The organism is Kitasatospora sp. NPDC023118, from assembly GCF_055560875.1.
In genome coordinates, this window is the sequence record NZ_JBVHHW010000026.1 from 25,530 (window position 1) to 41,838 (window position 16,309).

Below are 16,309 nucleotides of genomic sequence, written 5' to 3' on the forward strand. Positions count from 1 at the left end.
GCCCGACCGGGTGGGCCCCGCCCACCCGGTCTCGTCGTCCCCGGCCCCCGGGCGTACCGTGAGGAGGCCGCGCGGCACGGCGCGCGGGTGCGTGGACGAGGGCGGTAGACACATGGGCAAGAGCGCCGACGGCGGGCAGGTCTTCCGGATCACGGGGGCTCGCAGCAGCCTGTCCGAGGACGTCCGGGGGCGTCAGCGCCGCTACGTCATCTCGATGCTGATCCGCACGCTCTGCGTGCTGCTCGCGGTGGTGCTGTGGGACGTCCAGCGATGGCTGGCGATCGCCGCGCTGGCGGGCGGCGTGCTGCTGCCGTACTTCGCGGTGCTGGTCGCCAACGCGGGCCGGGAGCGGGCACCGGGCCTGCCGAGCACCTTCGACATCCCGCACGACACCCCTCTGATGCTCGGCCCCGGCGGTACGGGTGGGGCTGGTGCGCCGGCTGGTACAGGACAGGCAGAGCCCGCTGGCACCGAAGCTTCACAGGACGCGGACTGACCGTCCGCTGCGCGGTGGTTGAGACGGAATCGCCTCGACGAAAGCTCAAAAGAAGCTCAGATTAATCATGCAAGACCTCCCCATCCGAGGGTCTCGGCGTGACATACTGCGTACGCGCTCCGCATCCCCCGTCGGAGCGACGGACCGACGCCGGGCGGCTCCCCCCGTGGCTGCCCGGCGTCGCCATGTCCGGATCCGGACGGGCCCGGTCCGATCGTCGGGGACCCGTGAAAGACTGGCGGCGACGATCAACCCGCCGAGCACCGAGGACGGCTCCGATGGACACCCCGCAGACGCCGATCTGCTCCGCCAAGGGCTGCCGGGCGGACGCCCACTGGGTGCTGGTGTGGAACAACCCCAAGCTGCACACCCCGGACCGGCGCAAGACCTGGCTGGCCTGCGAGGAGCACCGCGAGCACCTGTCCCAGTTCCTGGGCGTGCGCGGCTTCCTCAAGGAGGTCGTCGCCTTCGCCGACTACCCCAAGACTCCTGAGGGGCCCGAGACCGAGCAGCCGGACGGGCTCTAACCCCCGATCGCCGACATCGGCCGCTCGGGCTGGTGGAACTCCGGGTCGTCGATCCCGGCCCCGGCCTTCTTGCCCCACATCGCCGACCGCCACAGCGCGGCCAGCTCCGCGTCGTCCGCCCCCGAGCGCAGCGCGGTGCGCAGGTCGGTCTCCCCGGTCGCGAACAGGCAGTTGCGCACCTGCCCGTCGGCGGTCAGCCGGGTCCGGTCGCAGGCCCGGCAGAACGGCCGGGTGACCGAGGCGATCACGCCGACCCGGCCCGGGCCGCCGTCCACCACCCAGCGCTCGGCGGGCGCCGCGCCCCGGCCCGCGGACGGCTCCGGGGTGAGCGCGAAGCGGGCGCTCAGCAGGTCGAGGATCTCCGCCGCGGTGACCATCGACGAGCGGTCCCAGCCGTGCTGGGCGTCCAGCGGCATCTGCTCGATGAAGCGCAACTCGTAGTCCCGCTCCAGGCACCAGGCCAGCAGGTCGGCCGCCTCGTGGTCGTTGACCCCGCGCATCAGCACCGCGTTCAGCTTCACCGGGGCCAGCCCGGCCGCCTCGGCCGCGGCCAGCCCGTCCAGCACGTCCTGGTGGCGTCGGCGGCGGGTGAGCCTGTGGAAAACCTCGGGGTCGAGGGTGTCCAGCGAGACGTTGACCCGGTCGAGCCCGGCCTCGCGCAGCGCGGTCGCGGTGCGGGCCAGTCCGATGCCGTTGGTGGTCAGGGACAGCTCGGGGCGCGGCTCCAGCTCCGAGCAGGCGGCCACGATCGCGACCAGTCCGGGGCGCAGCAGCGGCTCGCCGCCGGTGAAGCGGACCTCGCGCACGCCCAGGTCCCGGACGGCCAGGGTGACCAGCCGGACGATCTCCTCGTCGGTCAGCAGGTCGGGCTTGGCCAGCCACTGCAGGCCTTCCTCCGGCATGCAGTAGGTGCAGCGGAGGTTGCACCTGTCGGTCAGGGAGACCCGCAGGTCGACCGCCTGTCGTCCGAAGGTGTCGAGCAGCACGTGCGTCCCTTCCCGAAATGCGGCCGGCCCGGTCACCGTCGCGGCGGGGGCCGGGCCAGCATAGTCATCACGGGACGATCAGTGGGCGCCCAGCCCGGTCAGTGAGCGGACCTCCAGTTCAGCGTACTTCGCCGGGTCGGGACGCTCCTTGGACAGCAGGGTTCCGAGCCAGCCGGCCAGGAAGCCGATCGGGATGGAGACCAGGCCGGGGTTCTCCAACGGGAACCAGTGGAAGTCGACGCCCTGGAAGAGCGAGCTCTTGCCCCCGGACAGGACCGGGGAGAAGACCACCAGCACCACCGAGGAGATCAGGCCGGCGTAGACCGAGCTGACCGCGCCGACGGTGGTGAAGCGCTTCCAGTACAGCGAGTAGAGCAGGGTCGGCAGGTTCGCCGAGGCGGCCACCGCGAAGGCCAGCGCCACCAGGGCCGCGGTGCTGAGCTTGCCCGCGTAGAGGCTGAGCACGATGGAGATCGCGCCGATCACCACCGCGGCCCACTTCGCCGATCGCACCTCCTCCTTCTCGCTCGCCTTCCCGCGCCGGATCACGTTGGCGTACAGGTCATGGGCGAAGGAGGCCGAGGAGGCGAGGGTGAGCCCGGCCACCACGGCGAGGATGGTGGCGAAGGCGACCGCCGAGATCACCGCGAGCATGATCGCCCCGCCGGTGGTGCCGGACCCGCCGCCGAGCTGCTCGGCGAGCAGCGGCGCCGCGGTGTTCCCGGACGGCGTCTTGCCCTCGACGGCCACCATGCCGCTGCGGCCGACCAGTGCCGCCGCACCGAAGCCGAGCGCCAGGGTCATCAGGTAGAAGACGCCGATGATGCCGATCGCCCAGAGCACCGACTTGCGGGCCGCCTTGGCGGTGGGGACGGTGTAGAAGCGGACCAGGATGTGCGGCAGGCCGGCGGTGCCGAGCACCAACGCGATTCCCAGGCTGATGAAGTCGAGCTTGGAAGTGTTGCTGGCCCCGTACTTCAGCCCGGGTTCGAGGAACGCCGCTCCCTTTCCGCTCGCGGAGGCGGCCGCGCCGAGCAGCTCCGAGGGGTTGAAGTGGTACTTGGCGAGCACCAGGACGGTCATCAGCGCCGCGCCGACGATCAGCAGCACCGCCTTGACGATCTGCACCCAGGTGGTGCCCTTCATGCCCCCTATTACCACGTAGATGATCATCAGTGCGCCCACCGCGAGGATGGTCCAGCGCTTGGCCCCCTCCCCGGTGACCCCCAGCAGCAGGGCCACCAGCGCCCCTGCGCCGACCATCTGGGCCAGCAGGTAGAAGATCGACACCACGATGGTGGACACCCCGGCCGCAGTGCGCACCGGGCGCTGGCGCATCCGGAACGCGAGCACGTCCGCCATGGTGAAGCGGCCGGAGTTGCGCAGCGGCTCGGCGATCAGCAGCAGCGCGACCAGCCAGGCGACCAGGAAGCCGATCGAGTAGAGGAAGCCGTCGTACCCGGCCAGGGCGATGGTGCCGGCGATGCCCAGGAAGGACGCGGCGGACATGTAGTCGCCGGAGATCGCCAGGCCGTTCTGGAAGCCGGTGAAGCCGCGGCCGCCGGCGTAGAAGTCGGCGGCGCTGCGGTTCTGTCGCCCGGCCCAGACGGTGATGACCAGGGTGGCCACCACGAAGAGCCCGAACAGGGCCATCGTCAGGCCGCGGTGCTCCGTGGCGGAGCTGGCGAGCACGATCATTCGGCGGACTCCCGGGGAGCGTGGACGACGGCGCCGTGGGCCTCGCGGATCGCGGTGGCGGGCGGGTCTATCCGCCGGTCCGCGTAGCGGGCGTACCAGGCGGCGATGGCGAAGGTGGTGGCGAACTGCAGCAGCCCGAGCACCAGAGCCACGTTGATGTGCCCGACGACCTTGGCTCCCATCAGTCCGGGTGCGTAGCAGGAGAGCAGGACGTAGAGCAGGTACCAGAGCACGAAGCCAATGGTGACCGGGAAGGCGAAGCTCCGGAACGAGCGCCGGAGGTTGATGAACTCCTCGCTGTCGTCGATGAGTTGGACTTCCGTGGCGGTAGTGGTGATCGGCGGCGAATCCACTCTGTCTCCTCACTCCTTCGGCATAGCGGTCACACGAGGGGAATGAACGAACGTGAGGGGCGTCACATGTCTCGTGCGCGCCGCGCAATGCTAGGAGCGTCGCGCCCGCCCCGAAAGGGGTTCACAGCGATCAGTCAGTCGTTCACCCCCTCGCACTATCCATTTGGCCGAAAAGAAACCGTTCAACGAACACTGGCCTGTGCCGCACCCCGTCAGGGGGCGGCACAGGCCAGTGCCGTGAGATCAGCGCGTCAGCTCGTCAGCGCGTCAGAACGCGATCCGGACCTTCAGCGCCGAGCGGTCGTCCATCGCCCGGTAGCCGTCCGGCACGCCGTCCAGGTCGACCGTGCGGTCGAACACGAGCCCGGGCTCGATGGCCCCGGAGAGCACGTCCGGCAGCAGCTCGGGGATGTACGCGCGGGCTGGCGCGACGCCGCCGTTCAGCGAAACGTTTCTGCCGAACATCTGGCCGATGTCGACGCCCGCGCTGCCGCCGTGCGGCACACCCACGTAACCGACCGCACCGCCGTCCCGGGTGATCGAGATCGCCGTCCGCATCGACTCCTCGGTACCCACCGCCTCCAGCACCGCGTGCGCGCCGAGGCCGCCGGTCAGCTCCTTCACCGCCTCGACGGCGGCGTCACCGCGCTCGGCCACCACGTCGGTCGCCCCGAAGCGGCGAGCCAGCTCGGTCCGGGCGGGGTGACGGCCCAGCGCGATGATCCGGCCCGCGCCCAGCCGGTGCGCCGCCAGCACGCCGCACAGGCCCACCGCGCCGTCACCGACCACCGCGACCGTCGCCCCCGGACGCACCCGCGCCGAGACCGCCGCGTGGTGCCCGGTGGACATGACGTCGGACAGCGCCAGCAGCCCCGGCAGCAGCTTCTCGTCGCCCGCCGCCTCCTTCGGCAGCTTCACCAGCGTCCCGTCCGCGAACGGCACCCGCACCGCCTCGCCCTGGCCGCCGTCCGAACCGACCTGCCCCCAGAACCCGCCGTGCGGGCAGGAGGTCTGCAGCCCCTCCTGACAGAACTCACAGACCCCGTCCGACCAGACGAAGGGCGCCACCACGAGATCGCCCCTGCCGAAGTCGCGGACCTCGGTGCCGGCCTCCTCGACCACGCCCAGGAACTCGTGCCCGATCCGCTGGCCGGCCACCCGCTCCGCCACCCCGCGGTAGGCCCACAGGTCGCTGCCGCAGATGCAGGCGTTCAGCACCCGGACCACGACGTCCGTCGGGTGCCGGATCACCGGGTCCGGTACCTCTTCGATCCGGATGTCGTTGGGTCCGTGGATCACGGTGGCGCGCATGCGTTCTTCCTCACACAAACCCGGCCCGCGGGCCGGAAACGATCTCGACCAGACGTACGACACCCCCGCCGACCACTCTATTCCGGCTTTCGGGTCACAACATTCCGACCGGCCCCGACCACCGCGCCCCTTATCCTGTTGGACCATGCAACCGATCCAGCCCGAGACGTACGGCGCGCCGCGGACCGCCCCGGTCCCCGCCCAGCGCTCCGCAGCCCCCGCCGAGGGCTTCGCGGTCGTCGACGTCGAGACCACCGGTCTCGGCCGGTCCGACCGCGTCATCTCGGCGGGCGTCTACCAGCTGGACCCGGACGGCGAGGTCACCGACCACTGGTACACCCTGGTCAACCCCGAGCGGGACCCGGGCCCGGTGTGGATCCACGGCCTCACCGCCGAGCTGCTCTCCTGCGCCCCGACCTTTCCCGAGATCGCCGACGAGTTCGCCACCCGCCTGGAGAACCGGGTCCTGGTCGCCCACAACGCGCTCTTCGACTGGAACATGATCTCCCGCGAGTTCTCCCGGGCCGGCCGCCGCGCCCCGGTCGAGCAGCGGCTGTGCACCATGGTCCTCTCCCGCGACCTGCGCCTGCCCCTGCCCAACGGCAAGCTCGCCTCGCTCGCCGCCCACTTCGGCGTCCAGCAGCGCCACGCCCACAACGCCCTGGACGACGCCCGGGTGCTCGCCGAGGCCTTCCGCCCCAGCCTGCACCTGGCCCGCAGCTCCGGCCTCGCACTGCCGCTGCAGACCTGCGTCGCGGTCACCGACCTCGGCGAGGACGAGCCCGCCACCCCCGGTCGCGCCAACTGGACCGGCTCCCAGTACCGCCAGGCCAAGAAACGCCCGCCCTGCCCGTACCCCAACCCGGGGCGCTGGGAGGACGGCAAGCCCCTGGTCCAGGGCATGCGGGTGGCCTTCACCGGCGACACCGCCACCGACCGCGAGGTGCTGGAGGACCGCACCGTCGAGGCCGGCCTGCACATCGCCACCTCGGTGAGCCGGCTCACCAGCCTGCTGGTCACCAACGAGCCGAGCAGCTGGAGCGGCAAGGCCCGTAAGGCCCGCGAGGTCGGCACCCCGGTGGTCGGCGAGGACGCCTACCTCCAGCTGCTGCGTGAGGTCGCCCCGCACCCCGGTGCGTGAGCCGGTTGTGAGGTCGGCGTACGGTTCCCATGTGTACCGTTTTCTGCTGACCCGGCAGTGGCTGATCACCATGCTGATCGCGCTGCTGCTGATCCCCGCGACGATCAAGCTGGGCTTCTGGCAGCTGCACCGCCACGAGGCGCGGGTGGCCCGGAACGAGCTGATCGGCAAGGCCCTCACCGCCTCGCCCGAGCCCTTCGACACTCTGTCGCCGACCCCCGGCTCCGCGGTGCCCACGGACCTCACCTGGCGCGCGGTGACGGCCACCGGGCAGTACGACCCGGCGCACGAGTTCGTGGTCCGCAAGCGGACCGACTCCAACGGGACCATCGGCTACTTCGTCGTCACCCCGCTGAAGCTCTCCGACGGCAAGGGCACCGTCCTGGTCAACCGCGGCTGGGTCGCCTCCGGCGACGGCGCCACCGAGTACCCGCCCGTCCCGGCCGCTCCCACCGGCGAGGTCACCCTCACCGGCCGCCTGCGCTCCGACGAGACCGCCGGCAGCAGCGGCGGTTTCGTCAAGGACCGGGCCGGCCTGCCCGCCCGCCAGTTCAACCTGATCAACACCGAGCAGCAGTCCAAGGAGACCGGCACCACCCTGCTCGGCGGCTACCTCGAACTCACCGGTACCACCCCGGCCCCGGCCGACCAGCCCGAGCTGATCCCCGAGCCCGACCACTCCGACATCGGCCCGCACATGGCCTACGCCATCCAGTGGTGGCTGTTCACCGCGATGATCCCGGTCGGCGTCTGGATCCTCATCCGCCGCGAAGCCAAGGACCGCGCCAAGCAGGCCGCCGAACCCGAGGTCCCCCTCGACGCCCTCCCGGCCTAAAGCACGTCCTCCAACTCCCGCAACAACCGCGCCTTCGCCCGCGCCCCCACCACCGACCGCACCGGCTGCCCACCCCGGAACACCATCAGCGTCGGCATCGACAGCACCCCGTACGCCGCCTGCGTACGGGGATTCCTGTCCACATCGACGCTCACCACCCGCAGCCGGTGCGCCTCCTCCCGTGCGACGTCCGCCAGCACCGGCGCCATCATCCGGCACGGCGGGCACCAGTCCGCCGTGAAGTCCACCAGCACCGGCCCCTCCGCCGCCAACACCTCCGCGGCGAACGTCTCGTCCGTCACCGCCGGCACACCCGCGATCTCCACCATCGCCTACTCCTTCGTCAGTTCACACAGTGGCGGCTGCTCGGAAACCGCGAGCTCGTCCCGCGCCCGCACCGCCCGCTCGAACTGCCCGGCCACCTGCCGCCGGACGTCCCGCAACCTCGCGATGCAGTCGTCCAACTCGGCCAGCTTCCGCCGGTACACCTCCAGCGAAGCCGGACACGAATCCCCCTCCGGGTGCCCCGCCCGCAGACACTCCACGAACGGCCGGGTCTCCTCCAACCCGAACCCGAAGTCCTGCAGCATCCGGATCTCCCGCAACAGCCGCAGATCCCCCTCGTCGTACGCCCGGTACCCGTTGCCCGCCCGCCGAGCCGGCAACAACCCCAACTGCTCGTAGTACCGCAACGCCCGCGTGGTCGTCCCCGCCCGCTCCGCCAACTCCCCGATCCGCACGCCGAACCACTCCTCCCGTACAGCCGCAACGACCGTAAACCTTGCCCCCGACGTCAACGCCAGCCGGCACCCGACCGCCACCCCTGCGGGCGCGCCAGGGCGAAGCCCGCGCGCCCGCACCGAAAACCCACCCCCACCCCGACACCCCTACCGGGCAAGATGTCCCCATGGATCTAGGACTCAAGGACAAGGCCTACATCGTCACCGGCGCAACCCGAGGCCTCGGCCTCGCCGCCGCCCGCGAACTCGCCGCCGACGGCGCCCGCGTCCTCATCAGCGGCCGCACCCAGCAGGCCGTCGACGCCGCCGTCACCGAACTGAACACCCTCGGCACCGCCCACGGCCTGGTCGCCGACAATGCCGCCCCCGACACCGCCGAGCGTCTGATCGCCGAGGCCCAGGACCGCTTCGGCCGTCTCGACGGCGTCCTGATCAGCGTCGGCGGCCCCCAGGCCGGCCCGGTCGAGACCACCCCCGAGTCCGCCTGGCGCGACGCCTTCGAATCCGTCTTCCTCGGCGCCCTCCGGATCGCCCGCACCACCGCCGCCGCCCTCCATGACGGCGGCGTGATCGGCTTCGTGCTCTCCAGCTCGGTCCGCCAGCCGATCCCCGGCCTGGGCATCTCCAACGGCCTGCGCCCCGGCCTGGCCATGGCCGCCAAGGCCCTCGCCGACGAACTCGGCCCCCGCGGCATCCGGGTGCTCGGCCTGCTCCCCGCCCGGATCGACACCGACCGGGTCCGCGAGCTCGACTCCCTCGCCCCCGACCCGGCCGCCGCCCGTGCCCAGCACAGCTCCGGCATCCCGCTCGGCCGCTACGGCACCCCCGAGGAGTTCGGCAAGGTCGCCGCCTTCCTGCTCTCCCCCGCCGCCTCCTACCTGACCGGCATCATGGTCCCCGTCGACGGCGGCGCACTCCGCTCCCTCTAGAACGCCCCGCCCGCACCACCCGCCTACACCACCCGCGGATGCCCCCGCCGACGCCGACGCCCACCCCACCAGCGCCGACGCTCGACGGGGGCCCGCTGCAACACCCGGATCCGCAGCTCGGCCGGCAGCTCCGCCAACCCCAGGCTCCCCAGGGCGTCCGCCCGGGGCCCGTCCTCGAAGTGCTGCACCAGCCCCACCGGATCCCCACCCGGCGTCAGCCGTACGGCCCCGCGCAACCGCGGATGCCGCGGCGCCCGCACCAGCCGCACCCTCGCCCGCTCGACCTCCGGAAGCACCACCGTCCCGTTCTCCAGCGCCTCCTCCAGCGCCCGCGCGTTCACCCGCAGCCGCAGCCCGCCCACCCCCGGCGTCGACACCGCGATGCTGGACAGGCCGGTCCGCCGCAGCTGCGCCACCAGCCACCACGCCATCCCCACCACCAGCACCGTCAGCCCCCCGATCACCGTCGGCCACCACCAGGAGGACCCGACCCACCTCGCCCGCGAACGCGCGCTGACCACCGGCTGGTCCGGCGAGGTGAGCGGCCACCAGCTCGGCGGATCGACACCCAACCGCCGGTACAGGTCAAGCCCGCCCGCCAGCACCAGCGCCCCGACCCCCAGCAGCACGACCCCCACCACCCCCGACAGCACCCGGTTGACGACCGTGCGAGTCACCCCGCCACCCCCTCCCCCGCCCCACCGGCGCCCCCGTCGGGACCCCCACCAGCGCCCCCGCCCGGCGCCCCGTCAGCGGCCCAGCCGGCCACCCGACTCCCCAGGGTCCGAACATCCAGCCGCAACGGCCGCGCCAGCCCCACCCGCCCGAGCTCCTCCCGCAGTTGCCGCTGCACCGCCGCCGGATCGGTCGGCCCGCTCACCACCACCCGGATCCTCCGTCGTCCCACCCGAATCCGCAGGTGGTCGATACCGTGCAGCCCAGCCGCCCGGTCGGCCAGCAGGTGCCCGATCCCGCCCTTGTCGATGGCCGCGCTCGTCCCCCCGTACGGCCGCAGCACCAGCCACCGCCGCAGCCCGGGCGCGATGGCCAGCCACAGCAGCCACCCGCCCAGCAGGGTCGCGACCCCGGCCCCCACCAGCACCCACAGGTCGTCCAGGTGACGCGTCGCCAGCTCGTCCGCGATCTGCGCCCGCCACCGCTTGGCCGGCTGCCCGGCCCGCACCGCGATCACGTCGTACAGCAGCGCCCCCGCCACCACCAGCACCACCGTGGCGACCAGCGCCGCCGTCCCGGCCCGGGTCGCCCGCAGCCGGGGCACCTTCTCCCCGGCATGCGAAGACTCCACGGCCTGCGCAGGCTCCCCGGGCTCCGTTGGCTCGCCGGGCTCCACGGCCTCCGAGGACTCCCCGGGCTCGGCTCCGCTCACCACGCTCCCCCGGTGACCAACTTCTCCACCACGACGACCACTTCGGACACCCTGGTCCCGGTCAGCCCGGCCACCTGTGCCCCCACCCGCTCCCGCAGTCCCCGGGCCAGCCCTGCGAGGTCCGCCGGAAACGGCAGCTCGACCGCCACCCGAACCCTCACCGTGCTGCCCGGCACCGCCACCGACACGTGGGGCGGCGCCCCCTTCACCGAGCGCCCGGCCCAGGCCTCCGCGAGCGCCTCCCGCACGGCCTGGTCGGCGATCCGGGCGTAGACGCGGTCCGCGAGCCGCAGCCGCCCCCGCCGGGCCGGGACAGCGGCAGCGGCGGCCCCGGGGGCCCGCATCAACGCCGCCGGTCGCGACCGCGGAGCAGGTCCCCGAGGTCGCCCAGCTCGATGTCGCCCTCCAGCAACCGCCCGGCCACGAAGCCGACCAGCCCGAGCGCCGCCACCAGCAGGAACGCCGCGAACCCGCCGAAGTACCCGGCGAAGCCGAGGGCCATGCCCACCACCAGGCCGACCATGGCCAGGTTCATCCGCTACTCCCTCGTCCTCCGCCAAACTCGTCCTCCGCCGAACACCCCCGGCCGACCCCGCGGCCGGGTGCTGTTTGCCGGGTGCTATTTGAGCTTGGGCCGCTGCCCCGGCGCCGTCACCAGCTCCTCTTCCTCCTCGAACTCCGGTTCGTCCGGGAGGTGGACGTCGTTGACCGCGATGTTGACCTCGACGACCTCCAGGCCGGTCATCCGCTCCACCGCGGCGATGATGTTCTCCCGCACCTGGCGGGCCAGTTCGGGGATCACCACGCCGTACTCGACCACCAGGGCGATGTCGATCGCGGTCTGCTTCTCGCCGACCTCCGCCTTGATCCCGCGTCCGATGCTGGACTTGCCGCCGGGCACCCGGTCCCGCATCGCGCCGAAGGTGCGGGCCAGCCCGGAGCCCAGGGCGTAAATGCCGGGGACCTCCCGGGCGGCCATCCCGGCAATCTTCTCGACCACCCCGACGGCCAGCGCCGTCCGGCCGCGCTCGCCGAACGGCCGGCCGCCGTCCCCGCCGCCGCCCGTGCCGGGGCCGGGCTTGGCACCGGGCGGGCCGGGGGTGGGGGCGTTGCCGGGGGTCTTGTGCAGGGTCGCGGGCGTCGGAGTGTCAGGCATGGGGGCGCATCTCCCGTCGTACGGCTCCAGCTATATCGCAAACCTCCATAACTCTGACATTTCGCCACGTTCCCCGCCCGCCGGGAGCGTCTCCGGGAGCAGTCCGGGAGCAGTCCGGGAGCATTGCGGAAGCCGCCCGGGGAACGCCGAAGGCCCGGCCCCGGGTGTTCCCCGGGGCCGAGCCTTCGCACGAACGGCCTACGGACTCAGTCGCCGATCCCGGCCAGCTCCCGCAGCCGCCGCGCCTGCGCCACCCGTTCGGCGGACCGCTGCTCCTCGAAGGAGCGCCCGGCGGCCCCCTGCAGCAGCGCCTTGGTCTCGATCACGGCACCGCGCGGCGCGGCCAGCAGGGCGGCGGCGAGGTCGCGAGCGGCGGCGTCCAGCTCGGCACCGGGGACGGCCAGGTTGGCCAGCCCGATCGCGGCGGCCTCCTCCGCGCCGACCCAGCGGCCGGTCGCGCAGATCTCCAGCGCCCGGGCGTAGCCGACGAGTTCGACCAGCGGCTTGGTCCCGGCGAGGTCGGGGACGAGGCCGAGCGAGGTCTCCTTCATCGCGAACTGCACGTCCTCGGCGACCACCCGCAGGTCGCAGCCGAGGGCGAGCTGGAAGCCCGCGCCGACGGCGTGGCCCTGGACGACGGCGATGGAGACCAGGTCGGCGCGGCGCCACCAGGTGAAGGCCTCCTGGTACGAGGCGATGGTGTCGTCCAGCTCCTTGTCGGTGGAGCCCGCGAGCTGGAGGAAGGTGGGCTCGCCGGGGATGCCCTCGGCGGTGAACATGGCCCGGTCCAGCCCGGCGGAGAAGGAGACGCCCTCCGCGCGCAGCAGCACCACCCGGACGCTGCCGGGCAGTTCGCGCCCGGCAGCGGCGAGGGCGCGCCAGAGCGCGGGCGACTGGGCGTTGCGCCGCTTGGGCTGACAGAGGGTGACGACGGCGAGTTCGCCGTCGATCTCCAGGCGGACGCCGTCCCGCTCCCAGCTCGGGGCCTGCGGTTCGGTGGCGGGGGCGGTCATGCGGGAACCTCCGGTGGCGAGGGACTTGGCTACCGGAGAGTAACAAACCTGGGCGCGGACGGGCAGGGCCCGGCCCGGAAAGATCGGACGGCCCGGGATCCGGACATGACGATCGGCGGCCGGTCCACTCGACCCGAGGGCGGACGCCCAGCTGCGGCCAGCCGTCGTCTCTCCGGTCGGCGCCGTGCCGCCGCGTCATCCAGCCATGAGCTGATGGACCGTCAGGAACCGGCCCCAGCAGTCGCCTTGCTCTTGCCCCGCGTGGCACCACCGCGGCCCCGGAGGATCACTCCGGACTCGCTCAGCATCCGGTGCACGAAGCCGTACGAACGACCGGTCTCCTCCGCGAGAGCGCGAATGCTCGCCCCGGAGTCGTACTTCTTCTTGAGATCGGCCGCGAGCTTCTCACGCGCGGCACCGGTCACCCGGCTGCCCTTTTTCAGAGTCTCGGCCACCCGTGCCTCCTCGTAGCGTTGCTCGGTCAGATTCCCATGATCACCCATCCACCGCGTCCTGGCCACCCATTCGACAAGGTCGATGTCGCAAATGCCTGGTCCTGCGGTGGTGATCCGAGCGCATCAGGGCGCTCACGCAGAGTGCACGCCCCCGGGTAGATGCCGCCGTTCGCCGTGAACGGGCTGATCAGCAGCGTCGGCCCGACCACGATCGAGTGGCGGGCCGACAGGAAGTCCTTAAACGGAATCCGGGTCTACTTCATTCCCGGACACGCCGAGAGGACTAGATTTTCTGGTCCGAAAAGCGGATGCGGCGTCTACTTCCGGTCAGGCCAGGTTGACGAGATCGGCGTAGGCCGGACTCCAGAGGTCCTCCACCCCGTCCGGCAGCAGGATGATCCGCTCCGGCTGGAGCGCGTCGACCGCACCCTCGTCGTGGGTGACCAGCACGACCGCGCCGCTGAACTCGCGCAGCGCGCCCAGGATCTCCTCGCGGCTGGCCGGGTCGAGGTTGTTGGTGGGCTCGTCCAGCAGCAGCACGTTGGCGGAGGAGACCACCAGGGCGGCCAGCGCCAGACGGGTCTTCTCACCACCGGAGAGCACCCCGGCCGGCTTGTCGACGTCGTCGCCGGAGAACAGGAACGAGCCGAGGATCTTGCGGATCTGTACCAGGTCGGTGTCCGGCGCGGACGAGCGCATGTTCTCCAGGACGGTGCGGTCCGGGTCGAGCGTCTCGTGCTCCTGCGCGTAGTAGCCGATCTTCAGGCCGTGGCCCGGGATCACTTCGCCGGTGTCCGGCTTCTCCACCCCGGCCAGCATCCGCAGCAGGGTGGTCTTGCCGGCGCCGTTGAGGCCGAGCACGACGACCCGGGAGCCGCGGTCGATCGCCAGGTCCACGCCGGTGAAGATCTCCAGCGAGCCGTAGGACTTGGACAGGTCGGCCGCGGTGAGCGGGGTCTTGCCGCAGGGGGCCGGGTCCGGGAAGCGCAGCTTGGCGACCTTGTCGCTCTGGCGCACCTGCTCCAGCCCGGAGAGCAGCTTCTCGGCGCGGCGGGCCATGTTCTGCGCGGCCACCGTCTTGGTCGCCTTGGCGCGCATCTTGTCGGCCTGCGCGTTCAGCGTCGCGGCCTTCTTCTCGGCGTTGGCGCGCTCGCGCTTGCGGCGCTTCTCGTCGTCCTCGCGCTGCTGCTGGTACTGCTTCCAGCCCATGTTGTAGACGTCGATGGCGGACCGGTTGGCATCCAGGTAGAAGACCTTGTTGACGACCGTCTCGACCAGGTCGACGTCGTGCGAGATGACGATGAAGCCGCCCTTGTAGGTCTTCAGGAAGTCCCGCAGCCAGGCGATCGAGTCGGCGTCCAGGTGGTTGGTGGGCTCGTCGAGCAGCAGCACGTCGGAGTCCGAGAACAGGATCCGGGCCAGCTCGACGCGGCGGCGCTGACCACCGGAGAGGGTGTGCAGCGGCTGGCCGAGGATGCGGTCCGGCAGGCCCAGCGCGGCGGCGATGGTGGCGGCCTCGGCCTCGGCGGCGTACCCGCCCTTGGTGAGGAACTCGGTCTCCAGCCGGGCGTACTTCTTCATCGCGTTGTCCCGGGTGGCGCCCTTGCCGTTGGCCATCCGGTCCTCGTTCTCGCGCATCTTCTTCAGCACGGTGTCGAGGCCGCGGGCGGAGAGGATGCGGTCCTTGGCGAGGACGTCCAGGTCGCCGGTGCGCGGGTCCTGCGGGAGGTAGCCGACCTCGCCCGAACGGGTGACGGTACCGGCGGCCGGCAGGCCCTCGCCGGCCAGCACCTTGGTGAGCGTGGTCTTCCCGGCGCCGTTGCGCCCGACCAGGCCGATCCGGTCGCCGGCGGCGACCTTGAAGCTCGCGGACTCGATCAGGACCCGGGCACCGGCGCGCAGCTCAAGGGCGTTGGCGGAAATCATGGCTGGGAACTACTCCTGGGACGTGGGCGGGCGGCCGGGTCCGGGCCCGGCAGCGGGAAGGGGGCTTCATCGGCGGTCGGCGCGCTGGAAGGGGCGCCGCCGCCCGCTATTGCCCGGAGAAGATAGCCATGGCGGCCAGTCTACCGGGCCGCGCCGAACGCCCCAGGGGATTACCGCCCTGGGGTACCCGAAGCGCCTCGGCTACTGCTGCGCCGCGGCCGGCTGGTCGGTCGCGGAGGCTGCCGGGGCGGTCGGCTGGTCGGCCGCCGGGGTGGCCGCGGCGGCGGGGGCGTCCGCGGTCGGGCTCGCCGACGGGTCGGCGCAGCCGCCCTGCGGGCGGACCGCGGCGAACGGGGCGTCCGGGGCGCCGCAGGCCGTCTCGGGCGCGGCCGCCTTGGTGTCGAACACCCTGGGCGGGACGATCGGGCCGTCGGTGATCTCCACCCGGCTGGCGTCCAGCACCCTGATCGCCGCCGCCGGGCCGGTGCTCATCGCCCAGCCGTTGCTGTCCAGCCGGTAGCCGGTGATGCCGCCGGAGACGGCCAGCCCGCTGCTGTTGGTGCAGCTGCGCGGGATGAGCACCGCGTAGTCCGTGTGGACGGTGCGCAGCGGGTCGTAGAGACAGCCGTTCGAGGGCCGGTCGTTGTAGCGCAGGTCGCCGTCGGCGTCGCGCAGGCCCATGGTCAGGTTCGGCGTCACCACTGCCAGCCAGGGCGAGCCGTCCCGCTGGACGGTGTGCAGCGCGGCGGCCGCCCGCTGCACGGCGGTCTGCTTGCGCTGGGCCTCGGTGCGCTTGTCGGCGCCCGGCTCGCCGTCGGCGCGCAGGTAGTCCGCGAGGCCCGGCACCGCGCGGTGCCAGCGCACCTCGTGGTCGCCCGGGCGCACCGAGGTGACCAGGCCGTCGTCCCAGACCACGATCGCGTTGTCGCCGGCCATCGCCACGTAGAGCGCCTCGGCGCCCTCGCGGCGGTACGACCAGGCCCGCTCGCCGGTCGTCTTGTGGTAGGCCTCCAGTGCGGGGCCGACCACCTTGAGGTCCAGGTCGGCCGAGTTGACCGACTGCGAGTTCACCGGGGTCGCCTCGGCGTCGCCCGGCCCCGCCACCCGGTCGCCGAACGGCACCGGCTTGTTGGCGTGTGCCGCCGCACCGGCCGCAAGGACCAGCATCACCGCCAGGGCAGGCAGGATCGACCGGGGGGTGAGTACACGCGGCGGCTTCCAGGACACGGCCGGAGCGTACCTTTCACCGGGCGGGCCAGTCAGCCCGGATTCGCCGCTCGCGCATGGTGTCGGCCGCACTGCCCGCTGCGCGCGCCCGTCCCGTAGGCCCACCCGCCCACCTGCGTCGTCGGGTCC

20 protein-coding genes are annotated in these 16,309 nt (G+C 72.5%); 5 read left to right on the forward strand and 15 right to left on the reverse strand.

The features are described from left to right. Positions 1–112 precede the first annotated feature (112 nt). Positions 113–496 carry a DUF3099 domain-containing protein gene (locus tag ACZ3UD_RS28535; RefSeq protein WP_465593693.1) on the forward strand — a complete coding sequence of 128 codons (384 nt, stop codon included), beginning with the start codon at positions 113–115 and terminating at the stop codon, positions 494–496. 278 nt (positions 497–774) lie between these two features. After that, on the forward strand, positions 775–1,023 hold the full coding sequence (locus ACZ3UD_RS28540) for a hypothetical protein (RefSeq protein WP_465593696.1): 249 nt from the start codon (positions 775–777) through the stop codon (positions 1,021–1,023). On the opposite strand, the gene moaA is transcribed toward ACZ3UD_RS28540, so the two are convergent. The 4 genes from moaA to ACZ3UD_RS28560 form a co-directional block, all read right to left on the reverse strand. Continuing rightward, complete coding sequence (gene moaA, locus ACZ3UD_RS28545; RefSeq protein WP_465593699.1) at positions 1,020–2,009, reverse strand: GTP 3',8-cyclase MoaA; 990 nt, start codon at positions 2,007–2,009, stop codon at positions 1,020–1,022. The two genes, ACZ3UD_RS28540 and moaA, sit on opposite strands and share 4 nt — an antisense overlap. 78 nt (positions 2,010–2,087) lie before the next feature. Beyond that, a complete protein-coding gene (locus ACZ3UD_RS28550; protein ID WP_465593702.1) occupies positions 2,088–3,707 on the reverse strand; it encodes a solute symporter family protein in 1,620 nt (539 codons plus the stop codon). Further along, on the reverse strand, positions 3,704–4,060 hold the full coding sequence (locus ACZ3UD_RS28555; RefSeq protein ID WP_465593705.1) for a DUF485 domain-containing protein: 357 nt from the start codon (positions 4,058–4,060) through the stop codon (positions 3,704–3,706). The genes ACZ3UD_RS28550 and ACZ3UD_RS28555 overlap by 4 nt, the downstream gene beginning before the upstream one ends. A gap of 267 nt (positions 4,061–4,327) precedes the next feature. Then, positions 4,328–5,371, reverse strand: a complete 1,044-nt coding sequence (locus ACZ3UD_RS28560) for a zinc-dependent alcohol dehydrogenase family protein (protein WP_465593708.1) — start codon at positions 5,369–5,371, stop codon at positions 4,328–4,330. A gap of 145 nt (positions 5,372–5,516) precedes the next feature. Here ACZ3UD_RS28560 and ACZ3UD_RS28565 point away from each other — a divergent pair, with 145 nt between their 5' ends. After that, entirely contained in the window at positions 5,517–6,512 is a 996-nt protein-coding gene (locus ACZ3UD_RS28565; protein ID WP_465593711.1) for a DEDDh family exonuclease, read from the forward strand. Between the two features lie 31 nt (positions 6,513–6,543). Then, on the forward strand, positions 6,544–7,347 hold the full coding sequence (locus ACZ3UD_RS28570) for an SURF1 family cytochrome oxidase biogenesis protein (RefSeq protein WP_465593714.1): 804 nt from the start codon (positions 6,544–6,546) through the stop codon (positions 7,345–7,347). Here the strand turns inward: ACZ3UD_RS28570 and trxA are convergent. Next, positions 7,344–7,676, reverse strand: coding sequence for a thioredoxin (trxA, locus tag ACZ3UD_RS28575; RefSeq protein WP_360265142.1), 333 nt, complete (start codon positions 7,674–7,676; stop codon positions 7,344–7,346). The two genes, ACZ3UD_RS28570 and trxA, sit on opposite strands and share 4 nt — an antisense overlap. A 3-nt stretch (positions 7,677–7,679) precedes the next feature. Then, on the reverse strand, positions 7,680–8,087 hold the full coding sequence (locus ACZ3UD_RS28580) for a MerR family transcriptional regulator (protein WP_465593718.1): 408 nt from the start codon (positions 8,085–8,087) through the stop codon (positions 7,680–7,682). A gap of 167 nt (positions 8,088–8,254) precedes the next feature. Here ACZ3UD_RS28580 and ACZ3UD_RS28585 point away from each other — a divergent pair, with 167 nt between their 5' ends. After that, a complete protein-coding gene (locus ACZ3UD_RS28585) occupies positions 8,255–9,016 on the forward strand; it encodes an SDR family oxidoreductase (protein ID WP_465593721.1) in 762 nt (253 codons plus the stop codon). 23 nt (positions 9,017–9,039) lie between these two features. Here the strand turns inward: ACZ3UD_RS28585 and ACZ3UD_RS28590 are convergent, their stop codons facing one another. The 9 genes from ACZ3UD_RS28590 to ACZ3UD_RS28630 all read right to left on the reverse strand — a co-directional run bounded on the left by ACZ3UD_RS28590 (position 9,040) and on the right by ACZ3UD_RS28630 (position 16,180). Continuing rightward, positions 9,040–9,693 (reverse strand): alkaline shock response membrane anchor protein AmaP, encoded by a 654-nt coding sequence (locus ACZ3UD_RS28590; RefSeq protein WP_465593724.1) that lies wholly within the window; start codon positions 9,691–9,693, stop codon positions 9,040–9,042. Continuing rightward, positions 9,690–10,322, reverse strand: coding sequence for a DUF6286 domain-containing protein (locus ACZ3UD_RS28595; RefSeq protein WP_465593727.1), 633 nt, complete (start codon positions 10,320–10,322; stop codon positions 9,690–9,692). The genes ACZ3UD_RS28590 and ACZ3UD_RS28595 overlap by 4 nt, the downstream gene beginning before the upstream one ends. Before the next feature lie 77 nt (positions 10,323–10,399). Continuing rightward, the gene (locus ACZ3UD_RS28600; protein ID WP_465593730.1) at positions 10,400–10,747 is read right to left on the reverse strand and encodes a hypothetical protein; all 348 of its coding nucleotides are present in this window, start codon (positions 10,745–10,747) and stop codon (positions 10,400–10,402) included. After that, complete coding sequence (locus ACZ3UD_RS28605; protein WP_387618127.1) at positions 10,747–10,938, reverse strand: hypothetical protein; 192 nt, start codon at positions 10,936–10,938, stop codon at positions 10,747–10,749. Before ACZ3UD_RS28605 ends, ACZ3UD_RS28600 begins: the two co-directional genes overlap by 1 nt. Before the next feature lie 84 nt (positions 10,939–11,022). Continuing rightward, positions 11,023–11,559, reverse strand: a complete 537-nt coding sequence (locus tag ACZ3UD_RS28610; protein WP_465593734.1) for an Asp23/Gls24 family envelope stress response protein — start codon at positions 11,557–11,559, stop codon at positions 11,023–11,025. Between the two features lie 206 nt (positions 11,560–11,765). Beyond that, a complete protein-coding gene (locus ACZ3UD_RS28615; RefSeq protein ID WP_465593737.1) occupies positions 11,766–12,572 on the reverse strand; it encodes an enoyl-CoA hydratase/isomerase family protein in 807 nt (268 codons plus the stop codon). A 221-nt stretch (positions 12,573–12,793) separates the two neighbouring features. Further along, positions 12,794–13,027: a helix-turn-helix domain-containing protein gene (locus ACZ3UD_RS28620; RefSeq protein WP_188300454.1), complete on the reverse strand. Its 234-nt coding sequence runs from the start codon at positions 13,025–13,027 to the stop codon at positions 12,794–12,796. 327 nt (positions 13,028–13,354) lie between these two features. After that, complete coding sequence (gene abc-f / locus ACZ3UD_RS28625) at positions 13,355–14,953, reverse strand: ribosomal protection-like ABC-F family protein (protein WP_465593741.1); 1,599 nt, start codon at positions 14,951–14,953, stop codon at positions 13,355–13,357. A gap of 201 nt (positions 14,954–15,154) precedes the next feature. Continuing rightward, a complete protein-coding gene (locus ACZ3UD_RS28630; RefSeq protein ID WP_465593744.1) occupies positions 15,155–16,180 on the reverse strand; it encodes a hypothetical protein in 1,026 nt (341 codons plus the stop codon). Positions 16,181–16,309: the final 129 nt, after the last annotated feature.